Here is a 23551-nt window from a genome sequence, read left to right as displayed (position 1 = left end):
GGGCTTGGACTGGGCAGGGGCTCAGTCGCCTCGGGTAAATGCGATGCCACCCCGCATACCCTCATTCGTGATTCAGGAAAAGGGAAAATGGACAGCATGCGTATTCGCAGGGCGTTGATGACGGCAATGACCGCGGTAGCGGTGGCCGGCGGCGCGGTGGTTGGGGCCGCCCCGGCGCAGGCCGCCGGCGGTGCGCCCGCCGCGGGTGGATCTCAGGCGTCCGCCGTGAAGCCGGTCGCCGGTGTCGGTGCTTCCGCGCCGTGGGGCAAGGCCACGCACATTGCCACGGGGTACTTCACCGGTGGTTCGGCGGGTGGCGCCCGGCACATGGACATGCTGGTGCGTTGGAGTGACGCCGAGGTGACCCTCTACGAGGGCTCGGACGGCAAGGACCCCAAGCGGCCTTTCTCCGCCGAATACCAGCTCGTGGCGCCCAGTGTCGGTGGGAAGAAGAGTGCTTGGAGCTTCGCGGAGGGGATCACGGGGGCGAGCTTCGGCAACGGGTCGGACGGGCTCGTGGTGCGCTGGAGCGACGGTGAGCTGACCCAGTACACCCACGTGGACAAGAACGGCTTCCACGGGGAGAAGCAGCTCGCCCCGGCCAACGACAAGGCGTGGGGCCACGCCGCGCAGATCACCGCGGGCCGCTTCACGGCCAACGCGCAGCGTGACGACCTCGTGGTCGTCTGGGACGACGGCCAGGTCACGCTCCACCCCGACCTGGACACCAACGGCGTCAAGCCGGCCGCCGAGAAGACGCTGGTGCAGACGAATGGCGCGTGGCAGCACGCCGCGCAGGTCACCGCCGGTGAGTTCAGCGGCAGGAAGACCGCGGATCTGCTGGTGCGCTGGGCGGACGGTGAGGCCACCATCTACCAGGGTGTCGACACCGAGGGTCTGCACGGTGAGACGCAGATCCGGCCGCAGCGGTCCGACTGGCTGCACGCCGCGGTGGTCGGTGCCGGTGCCTTCGTCGCCAACGAGCGGCCCAACGACGTCGTGGTGCGCTGGGCCGACGGCACGCTGAGCATGTACCCGGGCGTTGACGCCAAGGGGCTGCACGACGAGGTCAAGATCGACGGCTGAGCCGGGTCGGTGATCGGGGCCGGCCGGCCCGTCCGCAGCAGTACGGCGGGCGGGCCGGCCGGGCCTTCCGTCTTGTGGTGGGGTGCCTGGCCGGTTCGAAAAGGGTGCGGGTTACGACTCGTCGTCCGTGGCGTCGTTCAGAAGAGGGACGAGGCGGGGGCGGACGCGGAAGCCGGAGGCGCGGCCCGGGCCGTTCTGGTACTCGGCGGTGAGCACCGGGACCGCGGTGTCCGGGATGAGGCCGCGTTCGTGCAGGTTGCCGCTGATGCGTTTGACCGGCTTGGTGAAGCCGCGCAGGCTGCGGTCGTCGTCGTAGGCGCAGATGTCGTAGACCGCCGCGGCCTCCACATGGCCGTCCATCTCGGCCGCGTGGCGGATGACGGCGACGCGGTCGCCGTAGCCCTCGTACGACAGCCCGCGGAAGAGCTCTTCGAGAGCCGCGGCGGTCCATCCGCCGTGCGTGTCCTCGGCCTCGATGCGTTCGACGCGCTCGATGTCCTCGACCGAACCGTCCTGGAGGCTCAAGCGCAGGACGGGCGCGGCGACTTCGAGGAACTGCTTGGGGGAGAGCAGGAACAGCCGGCTGCCGCAACGGGACCGGAGTTCGGTGGTCAGCTCGGGGCGGGGGCCGCGGTTGTTGCCGCGCTCCTTGCGCCACCAGTCCTCCTTCGCGTCCGCGGTCACGAACAGGACGTCACACCGGCGCCGGGACGCCTCGCGCAGCAACTGTTCCCATACGAAGAAGTCGCCGACCGCGCCGTCGCCGTCCTTCTTGGCGTCCATGTACCCGGGCGGAACGCGGTCTCCGACCCGTTGGCGCCCCAGTGCGATCAGTTCGGGGGTCTCTTCGGTCGTGAACGGCCTGCCGACCCGGCGGGCCAGTACCTGTTCCAGCCTGGTGATCACCGGGTCGGCGCTGGTGTCGTGGCTGATGTGCTGCCACTCTCCCTCGCCGACCTCGGTGATCTTCTTCCGTACCTCGTCGAAGGTCCCGTTCAGCCGGTCCCGTAGCTGCTCGATCTCCTCGTCGCTCAATGCCACGCGGTTGGCCCAGGTACGCAGTGCCTGCACCGCCTGCTGCGCGTGCGCGGTCATCTCCTGGGCGGCCTTAGCGCTGGTCGACCGGGCGTCGGAGATGGTGCTCTCGCGGTTGCGCCAGAACTCCACGAGGGCCTGGTGCGGAACCCAGAGGCGGTCTCCCAGGGCGCCGAGCGCGTCGAGGAGGTCGGCGCGTGCCTGTTCGGTGTAGCGGTAGAGGTTGAGCAGGACGTTCGCGTCGGGGGTGACGAGGCCGTTCGTCAGTACGGCGGTGAGGTCCGCTGTCGTCGGGGTGCGGAAGGCCCCGAAGTCGTCGAACAGACCGCGGGGTTCTTCGTCGTCCGCCATGCCGATCACCATTGCCGCCCCTGTCAACTGTGCTGTTTACGCAGCCTGTTGGCGGTGTGTTCGATGGTGACCTTAGCGGGTCGGGTGGGTGGTGGAGAGGGGTTGGTGGAAGGGAGGGGGTGTGGGGGCGTGGTCGGGGGGAGGTGGGTTTGTGCGTACGTGTGCGGGAGGCTTGACCTTCGAGGTCATGGCTGGTCTGTGGGGGCGTGTGTGGAAACCGGGCGCGCCCGGCCCAGCCAGAAGATGGTGCTGCGCCTGGCCCACTATCTGGACGTACCGCTGCGTGAACGCAACAGCCTGCTGATGGCCGCGGGCTATGCCTATGAGGTGCCCGCGCACGAGGCCCTGGCGCCGGCACAGGAGCGCGGACCTCGTGAAGCGGTGGTGCCGATACGGTTCCGGACTCCGTACGGGGAACTGGCGATGTTCAGCAGCAATGCCACGCTCGGCGCACCGGCCGATGTCACGCTCTCGGAGCTGGCGATCGAGCTGTTCTTTCCCGTGGATCGGCATACGGAGGGGGTGTTGCGGGGGTGGGTTGGTGAGAGGCGAGACCTTCCGCATCGAGGACGCCACGTCACCCCGGACAGCGACCCGGACCTCTTCCGGGCCCGGCTGGGCGGTCGCGAACAGCTTCGGCATCGTCACCGGGTTGGAGACCGCCTGCTGCCGGTCCGGCGGACCTTCGGCGAGATCATGAACCCTTCGGTGGCGCTGTTCCCCTGCCCGGACGCCCCGGTTGTCCCCGCACCGCTGCATGGCCGCCACGTGTGTCACTTCCGCATCATCCACACTGGGGCACCGTCGAGGGCGAGCGCCTGCTCGGCGGCCAGGCAACATCTTCCGTCTCCACTGCAACATCCCGCCCTTGGCGGGAGCGGACTGATGGGCGGATAGGTGCGGGAAGCGAGGCGGTCCGGTGAAGGCCGTAGGGCCGATGCGGGGAAAGTGTCGGGTTTGCCGGGGAATTTAGCTGTTTGGTGGCGACTCTCCCTTTATGGTGTTTTCGCTGGTCAGTGGCGCGCCTCGGAGGGACGGTCCGATGGGGCCGCCGTACGGTGTCCGGTCTGTTCCACTCGTGCGGGTGCGGCTGCTCCCGGTTCCTTCGGCGAAGCACCGTTATGAGGAATTAGTTATCTTAATTCTCATTCGCCCGTATGCCGCAGTCACCCGCTGTGAGGCGCATTCGTTGACGACATATGACTGAGACGATCGTTTCCCCCACGCGACAGCTCGGCTCCTGGAAGCTGAGTTCGACCGTGCCCCGCAGCGCGCCCGACGTCCGCCCCGACGTCCACCTGCTGCGTCCCGGGCAGCGCGTGCGGCTGGAATACACGGGCGACCTGCTGGAACAGTTGCTGGCCGCCCTCGACGGCATCAAGGACGGCCGGTAACGGCCCCTCCGGCGCCCGCCGCCCCTGCCGGGCGGCGCGTCGGCCGGCCCCTTCCCCACCGGCCACCACCGATTCCTGTGAGAGCTGTTGTGAACGACACCCCGCGGGTCCCCGTGCCTCCCGGTACCGGACGGCACCGGTTGCCACGCCAGAGCACGGAGGAGTCCGTCGCCTTCTCCGGCGGCATTCCGTACCCGCACCACCCGCACTACCCGCGCGACGGGTACCTGGGCCAGGAGATGGCCGACGACGGATGGGACGCCGCCGTCGTGGAGGAACTGGGCCACGAGCTGGCGGAGCTGTGGGACACCACCGCCGAGCAGCCCCCGGTGGCAGGCGGCGGAGGTCCGGCGGCCGTGTTCCCGGGCGGCGAGACCGTGTTCCCCGCCGGTGACCCGGTGTTCCCGACCGCCGAGTCTGTCTTCCCGGCCGGCGACTCCGGCTTCCCCGTCGGCGATTTCGGGTTCCCGACCGCCGAGTCCGTTTTCCACCCGGAGAGTTCTTACCCGGGCCTTGAAGGGGCGTTCCGCCCTCCCGGGGCCGTCTTCGGCGCCGACGACATCGCGTACCGCATGGACTCGGACGATGCCATCGGGTACCGCTCAGACTTGGACGACGACTTCGCGTACCGCTCGGACGACCGCGTCGCCCACCACCCTGACGGCGTCGTCTACCACCCCGGGAAGGCGGTCTTCCACGCCGCCTCGGCCGAATTCCCCGCCGAGGAGACCGCGTTCGGCCCGGCGGACCCGGCCGGCCGTGCCGCACCGGTCTCCGGCGCCCACGCGGACCGTGACACGGCGACCGTCGGCTGGTCCTGGCGGCGCCTGCTCAGCGCCTCGTCCGTCCTGATGACGGCGGTGATCGCGATCGCCGTCGCCGGGCTGGGCGCGGTGGCCTCCTACCCCTCGCTGCGCGCGATCGCGGCCGGCGTCGCGCCGTCGGGCATCGCGGAGCTGTGGCCCCTGCTGATCTACGGCCCCTGGGTCGTGGCCACGCTGTCCATCCTGCGCGCCCGCGCCTACCGGCGCCGTACGCTGCACTCCTGGGCCGTCGTGATCTTCTTCGCCGCCGTGGCCACGCTGCTCTGCATCGCCCGGGTGCACCCGTCACCGGCGGGTATCGCCGTGGCGGGTCTCCCGCCGCTGACGGTCCTGCTCTGCTTCCACCAGTTCGTACGCCAGCTCGACCTCGCCACCGCACCGCCGCCCGCCGCACGGCACGCGCAGAGCAACCGGGGCCAGCACCGCCATCGTTCCGCGGGGTGAGGCCGGAGGGGTGGGGGTGGGTGAGGTGAGGGGAGGTCGGGAGAGCCCGCCGTACTGCGTCAGGACGTCGCCGTGTCCACGAGGTCGGTGACGAACTTGCGTACCCGGCCGCGGAGCACCGGTGTGACGCCGTGGATGACCTGCGCGCCGTACGCGACGGCCACCCCCGGCCCGGCGTCGGTCAGCCACCGGCTCTTGCGCGGCGCGCTCAGCCACTGCGGGGTGACCTCGTGGGCGGCGGGGCCGTGCGGCAGGCTGTGGGTCAGCGGGGTGTCCGGCTCGTACCCGTCGGCCGCGCCCAGCAGGGTGTCGGTCCAGGGAGCGGAGTCCGACGTGGTCTCGATGTAGAACCGGCCGCCTTCCGCCGCGTCCGCGATCGTCACGCCGATCCGGCCGATGCGCCGGGGCGGCGTCCGCGGGCTGCTGATCCCGTCGAGGTGGGTGGGCACGCTCTCGCCCACGGCGAGTTCGGTGTAACCCCAGTGGCCGGACCCGGCGATGGACGGCATACTGCGCCGGATCGCGGGCAGTGCCCGCTGGGTGGCGTCGGCCAGGACCTCCTGGGCGGTGGCCGGGGCCTTGAGGACCTCGGCCTGGTGGCGGGGCTGCCAGCCGGCCGCCTCGCTGTCCATGATCTTGACCAGCCGGGAGATCTCCTCCGCGGTGAGGAACTCCTCGACCGTCTGCAGCATGAGCGTCTCGCTGATGTGGATCACTTCGCTCTCCTCGTCGGAGTCCGGGGTACCGGTTCTGTACTCCACGGTGCCGTCGGGGCGAGGGGGCGGGCAGGCGCAGACGGGGGCGCACACGCGCGCAGCGGCTCGTACGTGCGTGCGCCCTGGGGGTGACTGCCCCGCGCTGTCACTTCCCGGTGAGCGAGGCGCCCTTCTCCATGTTCAGCGGCCGGGCGGCCGTCTCGGCGAAGCCCAGGACCGTCGCGACGTTGGACTCGCTCAGCGGGATGCGCAGCAGCCCGACGGCCTCGGACTCGGTGAGGGAGGAGATCGTCGGGCTCGATGCCGAGTTCGCGGCGGCGGGCTGCGGGGCGAGGGCGGCCGCGCCGGCCGCGGCGAGCGCTGTGACGACTGCGGAACGGATACGCATCAAGGTGAGGCTTCCATGGGGGAGGAGGGGAGGATGGGGAGGGGAAGTACGGGGTGGTGGGGCTGACTGGGAAAAAGCGCGCATCCAGTCAAGGTGCGCATGGGCGGTTGCGAAGCGCCGTGGTCGGTGCGACCACCCCTACGGGTGCCCGGGATCACCCGTGCGGCAGAGGGAACGGCAGGGGTGTTCGAAGGCAGTGCGGCTGCCCGGCGGCATCCGGCGCCCTTCGCTGCTCGGCTCCCGCCGCTGCTCCGGCTCCGGCCCGGCCCGTACGCCCGCGCCGGTCCGCCCCGGGGGGACGCGGCCGGACGCGGGCGGGACGCCGCCGCGACTAGCCCGGACGATCATGGGTACCCAGCGCGCCGGGCCCCCGGTCACCGCGGCGGACCCGACCCGCACGGAAAAGTGAGCCGGGAGGCGGAGTTGGCGGAGGCGCGCGGCACGGCCGGGTGGCGGTGGGTGTGGTGGGAAGTGGCCGCGGTCGGCCGCACGGTGCGTGGCGCGGTCCGGGGGCCGGGCCGGAGCGGGACACCGTCGTCCAGTCGCTGAAAGCGGCCGGCGCCGCGGTCACGGCCTGGGCGCTGACGGGCTGGTGGCTGAACGCGCCGCTGGCCCTGATGGCCCCGTGGACCGCGCTGGCGCTGGTCGACGCCACCGTGTACCGCTCGCTGCGCTCCGGACTCCAACAGCTCGTGGTGATCGTGCTCGGCGCCCTGCTGGCCTCCGCGGCGATGGCCGCGACGGACGGCAGCACGCTGGGCGCCATGCTCATCGTGCTGCCGGTGATGACGCTGGTCGGCACCCACCGCAGACTGGGCGCCCAGGGCATCTACGGCGCGACCACCGCCCTGTTCGTCATCACCTACGGCGCCTACTCGCTGACCGAGGTCGGGCACCGGCTCATGGAGACCGCGATCGGGGCGGTCATCGGCATCACCGTCAACGCGCTGATCCTCCCGCCGGTGCACCTGCGCAATGTCCACGACCAACTGCGGCGGCTGCCCCGGGAGAGCGCCGAACTGCTGCGGCTCATGGCCGAGGGCCTGCGTGACGAGGAGTGGAGCGCCACGGACGCGGCGGGCTGGCACGATCGCGGATGCCGCCTCGGCCAGGTGCTGCGGGCGCTGGCCAGCGCGCGCGAGTGGAACGCCGAGAGCTCCCGCTTCAACCCCGGCTTCCGGCTGCGCCGTACCGGACCGCACCCGCCGCCGCCCGAGAAGGCGGACGCGGTGTGGGAGCGGGCGGTCGCCCACCTCCAGGCCATCACCCGCACGCTGGCCGGCACGGCAGGGGAGAAAGCACGGCTGACGGCGCCCGGCGCCGCGTTCCTGCGGCGTTACGCGGATCTCGCGGACGAGGCCGCGACGCTGTGCCAGGCCGAGGAGGACCTGCTCGCGGACCACGAGCGGGCGGAGGCGGGGGAGCGCTACCGCCGGGCGCGTGCGCGGGCGCAGGAGCTGTACGACGGGCTCGCGGACGACTTCCGTGAGCAGCGCGACCCGCCGGCCGCCGCGGCGAGCGGCGAGCTGCTCGTGGAGATGAAGCAGCTACTGCACGAGCTGACCCACTTCGCGGAACCGGACGCCCCGAAGAGCGCGGAGAACTTGGAGAGCGCGGAGAAAGTGCGGCAGTCGGAGGCCGGAAGGATGCGTGGAGGCAGGGGGAGCCGGGGCGGGAGGTGAAGCCGGGGCGGCCGAAGCCGGGAGAGCCGCGGGGCCGGGACCGTACCGCAGGCGCGGCCGACACCTCGTCCGGCCGTCGGACACCAACTGAGCCCCCCTTCCGCCCGGCCGTCGCCCCCCCGGCTGACGGGCGCCCGCCCGGCCCCCGCCCACCCCGTACCACCAGGCCACGGCGTTTCCCCGAGACCGCCGGGGGCACCCGTGAGCCACACGGCACACCGTCCCCCGGACGGGTGAACGGAAGGACCGCGACGTGAAACGCCCCCCGCCCCGCGGAGACCTGTCGGCGGCGGTCGTCGCCGCACTGGAGCAGCCGCCCGGTACCGTACGGCTGCCGGACAGCCGTACGGCGGCGGCGTCGGACCCGTACGGCGACGACCTGCACCTCGCCCTCGCCCTCTGCTACGAGCTGCACTACCGCGGCTTCGACGCCGTACCCGACACCTGGGAGTGGGACCCGGAACTGCTGCGCTTCCGGGCAGCCCTGGAGCGCGCCTTCCTCGACGCGCTGCGCGCCGACGTCCCCGAGCGCGCGGACGTGGACGCGCTGCTCGACGACCTGCTGGTGGAGCCGGCGGACGGGGACGGCGTCTCGCACTTCCTGCGGGACCAGGGCGAGTACCGGCACCTGCGGGAGTACGCGGCCCAGCGGTCCCTCTACCACCTCAAGGAGGCCGACCCCCACCTGTGGGTGGTGCCGCGCCTGTGGGGGCAGGCCAAGGCCGGGATGATGGCGGTGGAGTACGACGAGTTCGGGGCGGGCCGCGCCGAGCGGGTGCACTCCCGGCTCTTCGGCGACCTGATGGACGACCTCAGCCTGGACCGTACGTACGGCCGCTACCTGGGCGTCTGCTGCCGGCAGATGCTCGCCGTCAACAACCTGATGTCGCTCTTCGGGCTGCACCGGGTGCACCGGGGCGCCCTGATCGGCCACTTCGCCTGGGTGGAGATCACCTCGTCGCCCGGTTCCCGCCGCCTCGCGCAGGCGCTGGAGCGGCTGGAGGCCGGACCGGCGGCCGTGCACTTCTACGCCGAGCACGTCGAGGCGGACGCCGTGCACGAACAGGTGGTGCGCCACCAAGTGGTGAAGGGACTGCTGCGGGAGGAGCCCGCGCTCGCGCCGGACGTCGCGTTCGGCATCGGGGCCACCGAACTGCTGGAGGACCGGCTGGGCGAGCACCTGCTCAGCGCCTGGCAGGCGGGCGAGTCCTCACTGTTCGCCGCGCTCTGACGCGCCCCCGGCCGTACGCGCGGCCGGGGGACGCTTGCGGCCTCGGTGACTGGTGTCGCACCACGGGTAGGTCCGGCTGCGGCGGCACATGCACAGCGCCACGAACGGGCGGTCCGAACGGGCCACGGTCCCGTCGTCCGCCTCCACTTCGACCGGGCCCTCGATGAGCACCGGGCCACCGGGGTCCTGGACGACCCGGCGCGCTTCCTTGCGCGCCCGCTCCGCCCCTTCCGCCCGCTCCGGTACGGATTCCCGCTCCTGCTCACTCGGGTCGCTGCGCACGGACCACCACCAGCTCTTCCTTGTCCTGGCCGGGGGCGATCAGCCCCTGGGCCTCCAGCCACGGGGCGCGCTGCCGCATCACGGGCCCGAAGGGGATGAACCTCCGGTCGGTGACCGAGGTCTCCAGCCCGGCGCCCGTCAGCAGGTCCACGGTCCGGTCGGGGGCGCAGAGCTGCGAGTGCACGAGCAGCAGCACACCGCCCGGGGCGAGCAGCGCCGGTACCTGCGCGCACAGCCGGTCCAGTACGGCGCGCCCGTCCGGCCCGGCGTCCCACGCCCGCGCCCGGCCGCCGCGCGGCAGTACGGGTGCCGGGCAGGGCACGTACGGCGGGTTCGCCATGACCAGGTCGAAGTGGCGCCCGGCCACGGGACGCAGCAGATCGCCCCGGTGTGCGCGCACCCGGCTCGCGTGCCCGGCGAACCAGGCGTTCAGCCGGGTGGTGAGCACGGCGGCGAACGCCGCGTCCGTCGCGGTGACCCGCCCGGCCCCGTGCCGGGCCGCGGCGACCGCCAGGGCACCGCTGCCCGCACCCACGTCCAGCACCTCGGCACCCGGGCGCAGGGTCTCACGCCGGAGGGCCGCGGCCAGCATTCCGGTGTCTTCCTGGGGCGCGTACACGCCGGGGGGTTTGATGAAGAACACGGGCCACGAGTACCCCGGAAGCATCGTTCATTTCACGACGGACGAAAGTCGCGGGGACGGGACGCCGAGCGGCCCACGGAAGTCGCGGTCCCGGGGCCCCGGACGTCACCGCACGGCGGTGAGCGTGGTCACCAGCACGTCGCGATACGCGGGCCGCGACCGGTCCATCGGCCGGATCGGGGAGACGCAGTGCAGCGAGTCCCGGTCGTCCGACAGCAGCAGGCTGCCCGGCCGGTACAGGGTCGTGGACAGCAGCTCCCGCCCGTCGAGGGTGTAGACGCTGCTCTGGCCGCCGGTGGCGTTGTCACGGTTGACGAGGAGCGACGACACCAGCGTGACGCCGTCCTTGTGGCGGCCCTCCGGGGTGGGGTCGCCCACGTCGTCGGCCGTCGCGACGACCCGGAAGGGGTGCACCTTGACGATCCACCGCCCGGCGTCGTCCAGGGCGGCCGCCGCCTGCCCCAGCAGGGTGAACAGCGGCCGCAGCAGCGGGTCGGCGACGAACGCGTCGGTCAGCGGCTCGAAGTGCCGGTCCACCGTCTCGTACAGCGGGTTGGTGTCCTTCGGCTGCACGAACGGCGTATGGGAGAGCTGGACGAGTTCCCCGGTGGCCGGGGTGAGGGAGAACTGGCCGTACCGGCGCAGCCTGCGGGTGCCCTGCTCGGCCGCGTACCGGTCCTCGCCCAGGTCGTCCCAGTGCGCGGCGAAGCGCGCCCACGCCGTGTCGTCCGCGCCCATCTGGGCCCGGACCGAGGCCGGGGACATCAGGCAGACGGCGGAGTGGGTCAGGCACGAGCGCGCGGCCTCGACCGGGGAGTCGGCCCCGGCCGCGCCGCCGGTGCCGGACGGCGCCGAGCGGTCGTCGATGTGCTCCACGTCGGTTGTCCGCCTTCCTGCCGGGCGTGCGCCGCAGCGCCTGCGTGGTCCCATCGTGTGGCGGCCGGCCGCTGATCGCATCTTGCGCGCACCCGGGGCCCGGTACGGGAGCGGCGGGGTGGATCATGGGCCGGGCCCTGCCCGCTCGGCGGCCTGTTCATGCCGGATGACTCAATGTCGTCGTATGTCGTCACCTTTCTTTGACACCTCTTTTCGGCGCTTCCTACGGTGATCGCACCGCCTCCGCCAGAGAACGCCCAGAGAAGAGGAACCCATGCGCGTCCTGTGCACCGCGACCGGCTCTCCGTCGCACGGCAGAGCCCTGCTGCCGCTGGCCCGCGCGCTGGCCGGGGCCGGCCACGCCGTCACGGTGGCCACGACGCCCGAAGTGGCCCCCGTCTTCGCCGCCGACCCGGTCACGGTGGAAACCTGCCTGCCCCGGATCGACTTCGGGTCCGGCTGGCAGGAGAAGGCCGACGAGGCGGCAGACGCGGACGGCCTGTCCGACGAGGACCGGCACCTGCGCATGCTGCTCGACCGGCTCGTCGGCGACATGGCCGTCGAGAGCCACCAGGTACTGGCCGAACTGGCCCGCACCGTACGCCCGGACGTCATCATCCGGGACGGCATGGACTTCGGCGCGTGCCTGCTCGCCGAACGGCTCGGCATCCCGCAACTGCCCATCCCCGCGGGTACGGTCAACATGCTCGACCCGGAAACCCTGCTGCCGGGACTCAACAAGCTGCGCGAGCGACTGGAACTGCCCGTACAGGAGAAGCCCGAATCGCTCTACCCGCACGGCCGTTTCGACTACCTGCCCGCCGCCTTCTCCTTCGCCCGCTTCCCCACGACGGTCTTCGCCTACCGCCAGACCACCGTCGTGGACCGCACTGCCGGACTGCCCGACTGGGTGACCGAACTGCCCACCGACCGGCCCCTGGTGTTCGCCGCGGTGGGCACCGCGCTGCCGATGTTCCGCGAGGTGCTGCCCGAGGGCGCGCCGCTGCCGGTGGGGATGACCGACCCGGCCGAGCAACTGGGCATCATCGTCGCGGGGCTGTCACAGCTCGACTGCACGGCCGTGGTGGCGACCGGCGGCATCCGTCCGGCCGGCGCGGAGCCCGCGCCGCACGTCCGCCTGACGGACCGTCTCGCGCAGCCGCTGCTGCTGGAGTGCGCCGATCTGTTCCTCACCCACGGCGGCTACAACAGCGTCCGGGAAGCGGTGCGCACGGGCACGCCCATGGCGGTGCTGCCCAACTTCGGCGACCAACTGCCCAACGCCCAGCGGGTGCAGGAACTCGGCCTCGGCCGGCACCTGACCGACACCGCGCCGGAGGCCGTCGCCGCCGTGTGCCGGGAGATCCTGGGCAACCGCGGCATCGCCGCCCGGATGCGGCAGGCGCAGCTCGCCAGCCTGGCGCTGCCGGACGTGGGGCAGGTCGTGGACGATCTGGAGAAGATCATCGCCTGAGGTGGCGTGGGTCGTCTGAGGCGGCACAGGTCGGGAGTGCGGTGCCCCTGTCGTGGGACGGGGGCGCCGCACTTCCGCGTTGCGGTCCAGGGAGCGGCCCGGGGGCGTTCCAGGACGGATGCTTCAGGTCCGTACGGACTCCGCCGCCGCGCGGGCCGTCGGGACGACCACCGGCGCGCCGTCGGACGGGGCGGCCAGGATTTCCGCGTCGACGCCGTACAGCTCCTTCACCAGCGGCGCGTCGATGATCTCGCGCGGCGGGCCGGCGGCGACCACCCGGCCCGCCCGCATGGCGACGACCGTGTCGGCGTAGCGGGCCGCGGCCGCGAGGTCGTGGACGACCATCACGATGGTCCGCCCAGCCGCCGCGACCTCGCGGACCAGGTCGAGCACCTCCACGGCGTGGCCGATGTCGAGGGCGCTGGTCGGTTCGTCGAGCAGCACGACCGGGGTCTCCTGGGCGAGGGCCATGGCCAGCCAGCAGCGCTGGCGCTGGCCGCCGGAGAGCTGGTCGAGGCGGCGGTCGGCCAGGCCGGTGGTGCCGGTCGCCTCCAGGGCGCGGGTGACGGCCCGTTCGTCCTCGCGGGACCACTGGCGGAACAGGCCCTGGTGCGGGTGGCGTCCGTACCGTACGAGGCCCGCCACGGTGACCGCCTCGGGCGCCTGCGGGGACTGGGGGAGCAGGGCGATGCGGTGGGCCGCCTCCCGCTGCTTGAGCCGCCACACGTCGGCGTCGCCCGCGAACACCCGGCCGGACGCGGGTTCGTGCAGACGCGCCATGCAGCGCAGCAGTGTGGACTTGCCGCAGCCGTTGGGGCCGACCACCGCCACCACCTGACCCGACCCGACCGTCAGGTCGACCCGGTCGACGACCGGGTGACCGGCGTATCCGGCGGTGAGCTGCTCGACGCGGAGTTCCACTGAAGCCGGCCTTTCCCCGGGGCCAGAGGTCACACCTCTTGCCTATTTGTCATAAGGTAAGGCTAACCTTAACGCTAATCGGCGGAAGTGCGGCTGCCGCGGCAGCCGTACGCACGCCTCGTCACGTCGTGTTCATTGAAACCCGGAGTCCCCGATGACCGTGTCCCGCCGCCCACTTCTCACCGCCCGACGCCGTACCGCCTCGGCCGTCGCCGCCCTCGGTGCCGCGGCGCTGCTGCTGACCGGCTGCGGCGCGGACTCCGGAGCGGACGCCAAGGACAAGGGCGGCAAGGACGCGGCGGCGTCCGGTGGCACCCGTACGGTCAAGGACGCCACCGGCAAGGTCGTCGAGGTGCCCGCGAACCCGCAGCGGATCGTCACGCTGACCCAGGAGGACCTGGACGCGGTCCTCGCCCTGAAGATCAAGCCGGTGGGCATCACCAACGGCCAGGGCCTGGACGAGCCGCCCGCCTACCTGAAGGACAAGGTCAAGGGCATCGACATCGTCGGCGGCCTGCTCAAGCCCGTCATGGACAAGGTGGTCGCGGCCAAGCCCGACCTGATCCTCGCCGGTGACATGCAGGACGAGCAGGTGCTCAAGCAGCTCCGCGAGATCACCCCCGCCACCCTGGTGACGATGGCGCCCACCGACGACTGGAAGGTGTCCTTCCGCGGCATCGGCAACGCCGTCAACAAGCTGAACGACGCCAACAAGGTCATCGCCGACCACGAGGCCGCCGCCAAGGCCGCGGGCGAGAAGCTGGGCGCGAACAAGGGCGCCGCCGTCTCCATCGTGCGCTGGAACCCGGACGGGCCGAGCTGGATGGAGAAGAAGCAGTTCGCCAGCGGCGTCGCCCTGGAGATGGGCCTGCAGCGGCCCGCCAACCAGAACAAGGACGGCAACGCGCACGCCCCGTCGCTCAGCCTGGAGAAGATCGACGAGATCGACGGCGACTGGCTGTTCCTGTCCACCCTCACCTCCGACGGTGAGAAGGCCCTCAAGGACGTCCAGACCAAGCCCGCCTACAAGGAGCTGGGCGCGGTGAAGAAGGGCCACGTGGTGACGGTCGACGGCTCCGTCTGGTCCACCCGCGGCGGCCCGCTGGCCAGCGATGTCGTCATGAACGACATCAGCAAGGCGCTGACCAAGTCCTGACCCGGAGCGGCCGGGAGGCCACTGCGGTGCCGGTGGCGCCCCTCGGGACGCCACCGGCACTCCGTCATGCCCCGGCCGCGCCGTGGTTCCTGGCGTACGCGAAGTCCGCCGCGGTCCAGGCCAGGCCCACCGCTCCGTCGAGCAGGGCCTGCATGGCCCGCGGCGACACCGCAGCCTCCGCGAACTCCGGCTCGTGCGGCCCGCAGGCGCCCCCGCTGATGTCCAGCACGGGGTGGATGGCGGGCACCACATGGGACACATTGCCCATGTCCGTACAGGCGAAGGGCCCGCGCTCGACCGGCTCGGGACGGCCCAGGGCGCGCGCGTTGGCGCCCCACAGGGCGATCAGCTCGGGGTCGCCGCGGAAGTCCAGGTAGTCGGGCTCCGGGCGCTCCAGGGTGACCTCGCAGCCGGTCGCCAGCGCACCGGCCCGGAAGCACGCCTCGACGCGCTCCCGCAGCTCGCGCAGGTCCTCGGCGGCCTCGGCGCGGATCTCGTACTCGGCCGTCGCGCGGTCGGGTATCGCGTTCGGCGCGGAGCCGGCCGAGGTCGTCACGCCGTGCACCCGCCACTGCGGCGGCAGTTGCTGGCGCAGCAGGCCCAGCGCGACCTGGGCCACGGTCAGGGCGTCGGCCGCGTTGCGGCCCTCGTGCGGATTCAGGCTGGGATGGGCGGTGCGGCCGGTGTACGTGACGGACAGCGTGCCGAGCGCGAAGGACCGGAAGTCGGACATCTCGAACGGGCACGGGTGCACCATCATCGCCGCGTCCACCCCGTCGAACGCGCCCGCCTCCAGCAGCAGCGCCTTGCCCGCGCCGCGCTCCTCGGCCGGCGTGCCCACGACCCGGACCGTCAGGCCCAGTTCCGCCGCGTACGGAGCCAGGCCCAGCGCCGCGCCGACACCGGCCGCGGCGATCAGGTTGTGGCCGCAGGCGTGGCCGAGGTCCGGCAGGGCGTCGTACTCGCAGGCGATGGCCACCGTGACCGGGCCGGTCCCGGTGGTGGCGGTGAACGCGGTGTCCAGGCCGTGGGCGGGCGCGGTCACCTCGAAGCCGTGCTCGCGCAGCAGGCCGGCGCACCAGGAAGCGGCCTTGGTCTCGGTAAAGGCCGTCTCCGGACGGCCGTGGATGCGGCGGCTGAGGTCGGTCAGGACGGGTTCTTTGCCGTTGATGCGCTGCCGTACGGCGTCCTTGACGGCGGTGAGCGCGGCGGGGCCGGGGGTGGGGGCGGGGGCGGACGTCATCGTCTCCTCTTCGGGCTCGGTGACCGGTGCCGGTGGCGGTCGGCGGCACCGCAGAAGAGTAAAAATAACTTAGGCTTCCCTAAGTTTGTGCGCGGGCTGCCGGCCGGCCCGCGAAGCTCGGTTTCCTCCCTGGGAGTTGTCACACACATGCATCAGCGTCCGGTCGACCAGGCAGTCCCCGCGGCCCTGTCGCGCCCCAGCGCTCCCGCGCCGGGAACACCACGTCCCGCCGGGCCCGGGGGGTTCCCTCTGCTCACCGCGCAGGCCGGCATCCATTACGCGGGTCAAATCAATCCCAAGAGCCCGGCACTCAACACGGCGGACGTCGTCGAGATCCAGGGCCCCCTGGACGAGACGCTGTTCGAGCGCGCCCTGCTGCGTACGGTCACGGAGGCCGAGACGCTCGGCGTGTGTGTGAGCGAGACGGACGGCGAGCCGAGCCAGTACGTCGTACCGCCGGACCCGGAACGACTGCTGCACCGCATCGACCTGCGCGACGCCGGCCGGCCCGCCGAAGAGGCCGCCCGCGACTGGATGCGCACCGACCTCACCCGCGCCGCCGACCTCGGCGAGGCCGGACAGCTCACCACCCAGGCCCTCTTCCGCGTCGCCGACGACCGGTACTGGTGGTACCAGCGGGTGCACCACATCGCCGTCGACGCCTACGCCCTGCAACTCGTCGGCAGCCGCGTCGCCGAGCTCTACACCGCCCTCGCCACCGGGCAGGAGCCCGCGGCCACCCGGTTCGCGCCGCTGCGCGAGCTGGTCGAGGAGGAGACGCGGTACCTGGAGAGCGAGCAGTACACCGCCGACCGGGAATTCTGGGCCGAGAGGATGGCAGGGCGGCCGGAGCCGGTGGTCCTGGCGGGTGGCACGGCCGGCGCCCGCGCGGCACGTACCTCTGAAGCCTCGGCCTCCGAAGCTCCGGCCTCCGAAGCCTCGGCCTCCGACGAAGTCCCGGCCTCCGAAGCCCCGGTCACCGCGGCCTCGCTCGCCGACGCCATCGCCGCCGGCGACGTCCTCCGTACCCGTACCGACCTGCCCGCCGCCACCCTGGACCGCCTCACCCGGGCCGCCGAAGCGGTCAAGGCGACCTGGGCCGAACTGGTCATCGCCGCGACCGCCGGCCACCTGCACCGCCTCACCGGTACCGAGGACGTCGTGCTCGGCCTGCCGCTGACCAACCGCCGCGGCCCCGCCGCGCTGCGCACCCCGGCCATGACCGTCAACGTCCTGCCTCTGCGCATCGCCGTGCACCCGCAGGACACCGGGGCCGTACTGCTGCGCCGCATCGTCCTCGAAATGCGCGCGGTACGCCGCCACCAGCGCTACCCGCAGGCCCACATCCGCCGCGACCTCGCGCTCTCCTCGGCCGCCACGCCGCTGACCGGTCCCATGGTCAACATCAAGCCGTTCGACGGCGACCTCGACTTCGCCGGCCTGCCCGGCACGGTCCACAACCTCGCCGCGGGCCCCGTCGAGGATCTCGCCGTCACTGCCTCGCCCGACGCGGACGGCGGGCTGCGCATCAGCCTCGACGCACACACCGGACGGTACGCCGAGGACGAACTCGACCGGCACCGAGAATCGTTCCTGCGCTACCTCGACGGGCTCGCCGACCTCCTGCTGACCGACCCGCACCGCCCCGTAGGCACCATCGACCTGCTGGACGCCGACGCCGTACGCCGGGCCACCACCGGACGCGACGAACCGCCCGCCGGCCGCACCCTGCCCGCGTACTTCGCCGGACAGGCCGCCCGCACCCCGCACGCCGTGGCCGTCCGCACCGGTGACACCGCGCTCACCTTCGCCGAACTGGACGCCGCCGCCAACCGCCTGGCCCACCTGCTGGCCGCCCGCGGCGCGGGCCCGGAACGCCCCGTCGCCCTCGCCCTGCCACGCGGCACCGGCATGATGACGTCCCTGCTCGCCGTACTGAAGGCGGGCGGCGTCTGCCAGCCCCTCGACCTCGGCCACCCGGCCGCCCGGACCCTGGCCGTCCTCGAAGACGCCCGCCCGGTGTGCGTCGTCGGCACCACCGCGACGCTGGCCGCACTCCCCGCGCACGGACTGCCCGTCCTCGCGCTGGACGACACCGCCACCGCCGACGCGCTCGCCGCGCAGCCCGACAGCGCGCCCGCCGTGCCGATCGCGCCCGGCAACGCCGCCTACGTCATCCACACCTCCGGCTCCACCGGGCGCCCCAAGGGCGTCGTCGTCAGCCACGCCTCGCTCGCCAACCTGTACGCCGGGCACGGCAGCGACCATGTCGCCCCCGCCGTCGCCCGCACCGGCCGGGAACGGCTGCGCGTCGCGCACAGCGCGTCGTTCGCCTTCGACGCGTCCTGGGACCCGGTGCTGTGGATGGTCCACGGACACGAACTGCACCTCCTCGACGACACCGCCTACCGCGACCCCGCCGCCCTCGCCCATTACGTGGACGAGCACCGCATCGACTACCTCGACGTCACCCCCTCCTACGCCGAAGCCCTCCTCGCCGAGGGGCTCTTGGAGGACGGCCGGCACCGCCCGGCCGTGATCGTCGTCGGCGGCGAGGCCGTACCCGTACCGCTGTGGGAACGGCTGACCACGACCGCGGGGCTGCACGCGGTCAACCTCTACGGGCCGACGGAGACCACCGTCGACGCGTACTACTGGACCGCGCCGGAGGCCGAGGGCGGTGCGGTCGGCGGCGGTGACATCGGCAGTGGTGACACCAGCAGTGGTGCGACCGGCATCGCGGCCCCCGCAGGGCGGCCGGTGCGCGGCTCCCGGGCCTACGTCCTCGACGCCTGCCTGCGGCCCACGCCGGACGGCGTGACCGGTGAACTGTACGTGGCGGGCGCCTGCCTGGCCCGCGGCTACCTCGGACGGCCCGACCTGAGCGCCGAACGCTTCGTCGCCGACCCGTACGGCGCCCTGCACGGCGCGCCCGGCAGCCGGATGTACCGGACGGGGGACCTCGTACGGCGCCGCGCGGACGGCACGGTCGAGTTCCTGGGCCGCAGCGACGACCAGGTCAAGATCCGCGGCTTCCGCATCGAACTCGGCGAGATCCAGGCCGTCCTCGCCCAGCACCCGGCCGTCGCCCAGGCCGCGGTGATCGCCCGCGACACCCCGCAGGGCAAGCGGCTGCTGGCGTACGCGGTGCTGCGGACGGACGCCGACGGCGCGGGGGGCGGCGCTGCGGCGAGCGGCGAGGTGGCCGGGGGCGCTGTCTCCGCCACTTCTCCCGGGGCCCCCGCCCCCGCCCCACCCACCCCCACCACCCTCCGCGCACACCTCGCCGCCACCCTGCCCGCGCACATGGTCCCGGCCACGGTGACGCTGCTCGACGCGCTGCCGCGCACCGCCAACGACAAGCTGGACCACCGCGCCCTGCCGGACCCCGCGCCGGGCGTCCCCGGCTCGGGTGACGGCGGAGCCGCCGGCACCGGCGCTGATTCGGGCCGTGCCGGAACCGGTTCCGGCACCGGGCCCGGCGGTACGGACGCCGCAGGCACCGGCAGCCCGCACACCGACATCATCCGCGGTCTGCTGGCCGACCTCCTCTCACTGGACACCAGCCCCCCGGCGGACGCCGGGTTCTTCGACCTGGGCGGTCACTCGCTGCTGGCCGCCCGCCTGGCCGCGCGTATGCGGGAGATCTTCCAGGCGCCCGTGAGCACCGCGGACGTCTTCCGCAACCCCACCCCGGCCGCGCTCGCCGCCCTCGTCCACTCCGCCGCACCGGCGGCCGGCGACACCGACGGCCCGCCGTCCGCGGCCCTGCCCGCGACTCCCGTACCCCGCACCGGACACCTCCCCCTCTCGCCCGCCCAGCAGCGCCTCTGGTTCCTCCATCGGCTCGAAGGCCCCAGCCCCACCTACAACATCCCGCTCGTGCTGCGCATCGACGGACCGGTCGACCGTGGCGCGCTCCAGCTCGCCCTGCGCGACCTGACCGCTCGCCACGAGACACTCAGAACGGTATATCCGACCACTGACAACGGCGGGGAGGAGAAGCCCTACCAGCGGATTCTTCCCGCCGAGCACCCGCTGGCGCAGCCGGAGGTGCATCTCGCCGAGCCCGGCGGTGACGACCTCGCCGAGGCCGTACGCCACTGCTTCGACCTGGCCGCCGAACCCCCGCTCCGCGCCACGCTGTTCAGCGACGGCCCGGACCGCCACACCCTGCTCCTGCTGCTGCACCACATAGCCGGTGACGGCGCCTCCACCACGCCCCTGGCCCGCGACCTCGCCACCGCCTACACCGCCAGACACGCGGGCCGGGCACCGGAGTTCGCGCCGCTGCCCTTCCAGTACGCCGACCACGCCGCCCGGCAGCAGCAGCTCCTCGGCACGCCCGCCGAGCCCACCCCGCTCGCCGCCGCCCAGCTCGCACACTGGAAGCAGGCCCTCGCCGGCCTGCCCGACCAGCTCGAACTGCCCACCGACCGGCCGCGCCCGGCCGTCGCCTCGCACGCGGGCGACACCGTCCCCTTCACCCTCGACGCCGCGGCCCACGCCGCCCTCCAGCGCCTCGCCCGGACCACCGGCACCAGCGTCTTCATGACCGTGCAGGCGGGCCTCGCCGCCGTCCTCACCCGGCACGGCTGCGGCACCGACATCCCCCTCGGCACCCCCGTCGCCGGTCGCGCCGACGACGCCACCGCCGCCCTCGTCGGCTTCTTCACCAACACCGTCGTGCTGCGCACCGACACCTCCGGCGACCCCGCCTTCCGCACGCTCCTGGAGCGCGTACGGGCCACCACCCTCGCCGCGTACGAGCACGACACGCTGCCCTTCGACCACCTCGTCGAGGAGCTGAACCCGCGGCGTTCGCTCGCCCGGCACCCCCTGTTCCAGACGATGCTGGCCTGGCAGTCCGTACCGGACGCCGCGTTCGCGCTGGGCCCGCAGGCCACCGCCCGGATGACGGCCGTGCCGTCCGGTACGGCCAAGTTCGACCTCACCCTCAACGCGGGCGAGCAGCCCGGCGGGGGCATCGGCGGCTTCTTCGAGTTCCGCACCGACCTCTTCGACCGCGCGACCGTACAGGGCCTCGCCGACCGGCTGGCCCGGCTGCTCACCGCGGCCGCCGACGCCCCGGACACCCCGCTCGGCCTGCTGCCCCTGCTCGGAGACGAGGAACGCCACCGCGCCCTCGTCGCCTGGAACACGCCCGCCGAGCCCCTCGCCGCCCGCCCCGCCACCACGCTCGCCGACGTCTACGAGGCCGCCGCCCGCAGCCACCACGGGCGCACGGCCGTCAGCTACGAAGGACAGTCCCTCACCTACGCCGAACTCTCCGCCCGTGCCCACCGCCTGGCCCGGCTGCTCGCCGCCCGCGGCATCGGTCCCGGCTCGATCGTCGCGCTCGCCCTGCCGCGCTCCGTCGACCTGGTCACCGGCCTGCTCGCGGTCTCCCTCGCCGGAGCCGCCTACCTGCCGCTCGACCCGGACTACCCGGCCGACCGCCTCGCCTACATGCTCGACGACGCCGCCCCGGCCGCCCTGATCACCGACACGGCGACCGCACCCCGGCTCCCGGCCCACACCCTGCCGCTGATCACCGTCGACGGCGGCGCGGCCGACGGATACGACGCCATCCCGCTGACCCAGGCCGACCGCACCCGGCCGCTGCGCCCCGACGACGCCGCGTACGTCATCTACACCTCGGGCTCCACCGGCCGCCCCAAGGGCGTCGTCGTCACCCACCACAACGTCACCCGCCTGTTCACCGCCACCGACCACTGGTTCGGCTTCGGCCCCGACGACGTCTGGACGCTGTTCCACTCCTACGCCTTCGACTTCTCCGTCTGGGAGCTGTGGGGCGCGCTGCTGTACGGCGGCAAGGTCGTCGTCGTACCGCACCTGACCAGCCGCGACCCGCACGCTTTCCGGAAGCTGCTGGCCACCGAGCGGGTCACCGTCCTCAACCAGACACCGTCGGCCTTCTACCAGCTCGCCGCCGCCGACCGCGAGAGCGACGGCGCGGAACTCGCGCTGCGGTACGTGGTGTTCGGCGGCGAGGCGCTGGAGCTGGGGCGGCTCGGCGACTGGTACGAGCGGCACGCCGACGACGCGCCGGTCCTGGTCAACATGTACGGGATCACCGAGACCACCGTGCACGTCTCGTACTTCCCGCTCGACCGCGCCACCGCCGCGGGCGCCACCTCCAGCACCATCGGCGTCAACATCCCCGACCTGCGCGTCTACGTCCTCGACGACCGGCTCCAGCCCGTACCGCCCGGCGTCACCGGCGAGATGTACGTCGCGGGCGAGGGCCTGGCCCGCGGCTACCTGGGGCGCGAGGAGCTGACCGCCACCCGCTTCGTCGCCGACCCGTACGCCCACCTCTTCGGCGAGGAGGGCAGCCGCATGTACCGCTCCGGCGACCTCGCCCGGCGCCGTGCCGACGGCGCCCTGGAGTACTTCGGCCGCGCCGACCAGCAGGTCAAACTGCGCGGCTTCCGCATCGAGCTGGGTGAGATCGAGGCGGTGCTCGCCGCGCACCCCGCCGTCGCGGACACGGCCGTCGTCGTACGGGAGGACACCCCCGGCGACAAGCGGCTCGTCGGCTACGCGGTGCCCGCCGCGGACCAGGCGCCCGACCCCGCCGCCCTGCGCGACCACGCCGCCGCCGAACTGCCCGTCCACATGGTCCCGTCCGCCGTCGTCCTCCTCGACCGGCTGCCGCTGACCAACAACGGCAAGCTGGACCGCAAGGCGTTGCCCGCCCCGGACCGCCCGGCCGCCACCGGCCGCCCGCCCCGCACCCCGCGCGAGGAACTGCTCTGCTCGGTCTTCGCCGAGGTGCTGGGCCTGGACCGGGTCGGCGTCGAGGACAACTTCTTCGACCTCGGCGGGCACTCGCTGCTCGCGGTCCGGCTGGCCGGCCGCGTCAAGGCCGTGCTCGGTACCGAGGTGTCCATCGGTACGGTCTTCCAGTCGCCGACCGTCGCAGCCCTCGACGCGGCCCTGGACGCCGTACGCCACGACGACCCGCTCGACGTGCTGCTGCCGCTGCGCCCCGCCGACCCGAGCGGGCAGGGCAGCCGCGCCCCCGTGCACTGCGTCCACCCGGCGGGCGGCCTGAGCTGGTGCTACGCCGGACTCATCCGCCACCTGCCCGCCGACGTACCGATCTACGGCCTCCAGGCCCAGGGCGTCGGCGCCGCCACCGCGGACCAGCCGCTGCCCGCCACTCTGGAGGAACTGGCCGCCCACTACGCCGCGCGCATCCGCGAGGTGCAGCCGGCCGGCCCGTACCGGCTGCTCGGCTGGTCCACCGGCGGCATCATCGCGCACGCCATGGCCACCCACCTCCAGGACGAGGGCCACGAGGTCGAACTCCTCGCCATCCTCGACGCCTACCCGGCCGAGGGCTTCCGCGACCTGCCCGTACCCGACGAGGCCGAAGCACTCGAATCGCTGCTCACCATGGGCGGCTACGGGCCGGACAGCCTGGAGGGCAAGCCGCTGACCACCGCCACCGTGGTGGAGGTCCTACAGCGCGAGGGCAGCCCGCTGTCCACCCTGTCCACCGACACCATCAAGGCCCTGGGCGCCATCTACCTCAACACCAACGACCTCGTACGGGCCTACGACCACCGCGTCTTCCGGGGCGACGTGCTCTTCTTCCGGGCCGTCGTGGACACCATCGACGACACCCTCACCCCCGACACCTGGACCCCCTACGTCACCGGCCGCATCGACAACACCGACGTCGAGTGCTCCCACAAGGACATGACCCTGCCCGAGCCCATCGCGCACATCGCGCGCGTGGTGGCCGACCGCCTCACCGAACTGGAGGGGTGACC

General features: G+C 73.0%; 17 protein-coding genes. 9 read left to right on the top strand and 8 right to left on the bottom strand.

The annotated features are described in order from the left end of the window. Nucleotides 1-96: 96 nt before the first annotated feature. On the top strand, nucleotides 97-1086 hold the full coding sequence (locus EJG53_RS09810; RefSeq protein WP_125044543.1) for a hypothetical protein: 990 nt from the start codon (nucleotides 97-99) through the stop codon (nucleotides 1084-1086). A 111-nt stretch (nucleotides 1087-1197) separates the two neighbouring features. Here EJG53_RS09810 and EJG53_RS09805 read toward each other — a convergent pair whose 3' ends face one another. After that, nucleotides 1198-2472, bottom strand: a complete 1275-nt coding sequence (locus EJG53_RS09805; RefSeq protein ID WP_125044542.1) for a PIN-like domain-containing protein — start codon at nucleotides 2470-2472, stop codon at nucleotides 1198-1200. Nucleotides 2473-2682: 210 nt separating this feature from the next. Between EJG53_RS09805 and EJG53_RS43595 the strand changes: the two genes are divergently transcribed. The 3 genes from EJG53_RS43595 to EJG53_RS42335 all read left to right on the top strand — a co-directional run bounded on the left by EJG53_RS43595 (nucleotide 2683) and on the right by EJG53_RS42335 (nucleotide 5134). Next, nucleotides 2683-3369, top strand: coding sequence for a helix-turn-helix domain-containing protein (locus tag EJG53_RS43595; protein WP_307721673.1), 687 nt, complete (start codon nucleotides 2683-2685; stop codon nucleotides 3367-3369). Nucleotides 3370-3671: 302 nt separating this feature from the next. Continuing rightward, nucleotides 3672-3866 carry a hypothetical protein gene (locus EJG53_RS09795; protein ID WP_125044541.1) on the top strand — a complete coding sequence of 65 codons (195 nt, stop codon included), beginning with the start codon at nucleotides 3672-3674 and terminating at the stop codon, nucleotides 3864-3866. Between the two features lie 140 nt (nucleotides 3867-4006). Next, nucleotides 4007-5134 carry a DUF2637 domain-containing protein gene (locus tag EJG53_RS42335; RefSeq protein WP_244955078.1) on the top strand — a complete coding sequence of 376 codons (1128 nt, stop codon included), beginning with the start codon at nucleotides 4007-4009 and terminating at the stop codon, nucleotides 5132-5134. Nucleotides 5135-5193: 59 nt separating this feature from the next. Here EJG53_RS42335 and EJG53_RS09785 read toward each other — a convergent pair whose 3' ends face one another. Together EJG53_RS09785 and EJG53_RS09780 are read right to left on the bottom strand one after the other, a co-directional pair. Continuing rightward, complete coding sequence (locus EJG53_RS09785) at nucleotides 5194-5895, bottom strand: hypothetical protein (protein ID WP_244955077.1); 702 nt, start codon at nucleotides 5893-5895, stop codon at nucleotides 5194-5196. Between the two features lie 100 nt (nucleotides 5896-5995). After that, the gene (locus EJG53_RS09780) at nucleotides 5996-6238 is read right to left on the bottom strand and encodes a hypothetical protein (protein WP_125044540.1); all 243 of its coding nucleotides are present in this window, start codon (nucleotides 6236-6238) and stop codon (nucleotides 5996-5998) included. Between the two features lie 464 nt (nucleotides 6239-6702). Here EJG53_RS09780 and EJG53_RS09775 point away from each other — a divergent pair, with 464 nt between their 5' ends. Continuing rightward, entirely contained in the window at nucleotides 6703-7920 is a 1218-nt protein-coding gene (locus EJG53_RS09775; protein WP_244955076.1) for an FUSC family protein, read from the top strand. A gap of 253 nt (nucleotides 7921-8173) precedes the next feature. Then, nucleotides 8174-9151 (top strand): iron-containing redox enzyme family protein, encoded by a 978-nt coding sequence (locus EJG53_RS09770; protein ID WP_125044539.1) that lies wholly within the window; start codon nucleotides 8174-8176, stop codon nucleotides 9149-9151. On the opposite strand, the gene EJG53_RS09765 is transcribed toward EJG53_RS09770, so the two are convergent. The 3 genes from EJG53_RS09765 to EJG53_RS09755 all read right to left on the bottom strand — a co-directional run bounded on the left by EJG53_RS09765 (nucleotide 9131) and on the right by EJG53_RS09755 (nucleotide 10952). After that, nucleotides 9131-9433 (bottom strand): CDGSH iron-sulfur domain-containing protein, encoded by a 303-nt coding sequence (locus tag EJG53_RS09765; RefSeq protein ID WP_125044538.1) that lies wholly within the window; start codon nucleotides 9431-9433, stop codon nucleotides 9131-9133. The two genes, EJG53_RS09770 and EJG53_RS09765, sit on opposite strands and share 21 nt — an antisense overlap. After that, a complete protein-coding gene (locus tag EJG53_RS09760; protein ID WP_125044537.1) occupies nucleotides 9414-10076 on the bottom strand; it encodes a HemK2/MTQ2 family protein methyltransferase in 663 nt (220 codons plus the stop codon). Before EJG53_RS09760 ends, EJG53_RS09765 begins: the two co-directional genes overlap by 20 nt. 105 nt (nucleotides 10077-10181) lie before the next feature. Beyond that, nucleotides 10182-10952: a 2OG-Fe dioxygenase family protein gene (locus tag EJG53_RS09755; RefSeq protein WP_125044536.1), complete on the bottom strand. Its 771-nt coding sequence runs from the start codon at nucleotides 10950-10952 to the stop codon at nucleotides 10182-10184. A gap of 274 nt (nucleotides 10953-11226) precedes the next feature. Between EJG53_RS09755 and EJG53_RS09750 the strand changes: the two genes are divergently transcribed. Beyond that, the gene (locus EJG53_RS09750) at nucleotides 11227-12426 is read left to right on the top strand and encodes a glycosyltransferase (protein WP_125044535.1); all 1200 of its coding nucleotides are present in this window, start codon (nucleotides 11227-11229) and stop codon (nucleotides 12424-12426) included. Between the two features lie 123 nt (nucleotides 12427-12549). Here the strand turns inward: EJG53_RS09750 and EJG53_RS09745 are convergent, their stop codons facing one another. Continuing rightward, a complete protein-coding gene (locus EJG53_RS09745; RefSeq protein WP_031012857.1) occupies nucleotides 12550-13347 on the bottom strand; it encodes an ABC transporter ATP-binding protein in 798 nt (265 codons plus the stop codon). Between the two features lie 154 nt (nucleotides 13348-13501). Between EJG53_RS09745 and EJG53_RS09740 the strand changes: the two genes are divergently transcribed. After that, nucleotides 13502-14503, top strand: a complete 1002-nt coding sequence (locus tag EJG53_RS09740) for an ABC transporter substrate-binding protein (protein ID WP_125044534.1) — start codon at nucleotides 13502-13504, stop codon at nucleotides 14501-14503. Between the two features lie 64 nt (nucleotides 14504-14567). Here the strand turns inward: EJG53_RS09740 and EJG53_RS09735 are convergent, their stop codons facing one another. Next, entirely contained in the window at nucleotides 14568-15746 is a 1179-nt protein-coding gene (locus EJG53_RS09735; RefSeq protein ID WP_125044533.1) for an amidohydrolase, read from the bottom strand. 147 nt (nucleotides 15747-15893) lie between these two features. On the opposite strand from EJG53_RS09735, the gene EJG53_RS09730 reads away from it, so the two are divergent. Then, on the top strand, nucleotides 15894-23549 hold the full coding sequence (locus EJG53_RS09730) for an amino acid adenylation domain-containing protein (protein WP_125044532.1): 7656 nt from the start codon (nucleotides 15894-15896) through the stop codon (nucleotides 23547-23549). Nucleotides 23550-23551 lie beyond the last annotated feature (2 nt).

Source organism: Streptomyces chrestomyceticus JCM 4735, assembly GCF_003865135.1.
Taxonomy (GTDB): domain Bacteria; phylum Actinomycetota; class Actinomycetes; order Streptomycetales; family Streptomycetaceae; genus Streptomyces; species Streptomyces chrestomyceticus.
This window is presented reverse-complemented; position numbering and strand designations above follow the sequence as displayed.

Excerpts from the sequence above, each read along its gene's own strand:
- EJG53_RS09810 (WP_125044543.1), top strand. The coding sequence starts at position 97 with ATGCGTATTCGCAGGGCGTTGATGACGGCAATGACCGCGGTAGCGGTG.
- EJG53_RS09805 (WP_125044542.1), bottom strand. The coding sequence starts at position 2,472 with ATGGCGGACGACGAAGAACCCCGCGGTCTGTTCGACGACTTCGGGGCC.
- EJG53_RS09795 (WP_125044541.1), top strand. The coding sequence starts at position 3,672 with ATGACTGAGACGATCGTTTCCCCCACGCGACAGCTCGGCTCCTGGAAG.
- EJG53_RS09780 (WP_125044540.1), bottom strand. The coding sequence starts at position 6,238 with ATGCGTATCCGTTCCGCAGTCGTCACAGCGCTCGCCGCGGCCGGCGCG.
- EJG53_RS09750 (WP_125044535.1), top strand. The coding sequence starts at position 11,227 with ATGCGCGTCCTGTGCACCGCGACCGGCTCTCCGTCGCACGGCAGAGCC.
- EJG53_RS09740 (WP_125044534.1), top strand. The coding sequence starts at position 13,502 with ATGACCGTGTCCCGCCGCCCACTTCTCACCGCCCGACGCCGTACCGCC.
- EJG53_RS09735 (WP_125044533.1), bottom strand. The coding sequence starts at position 15,746 with ATGACGTCCGCCCCCGCCCCCACCCCCGGCCCCGCCGCGCTCACCGCC.
- EJG53_RS09730 (WP_125044532.1), top strand. The coding sequence starts at position 15,894 with ATGCATCAGCGTCCGGTCGACCAGGCAGTCCCCGCGGCCCTGTCGCGC.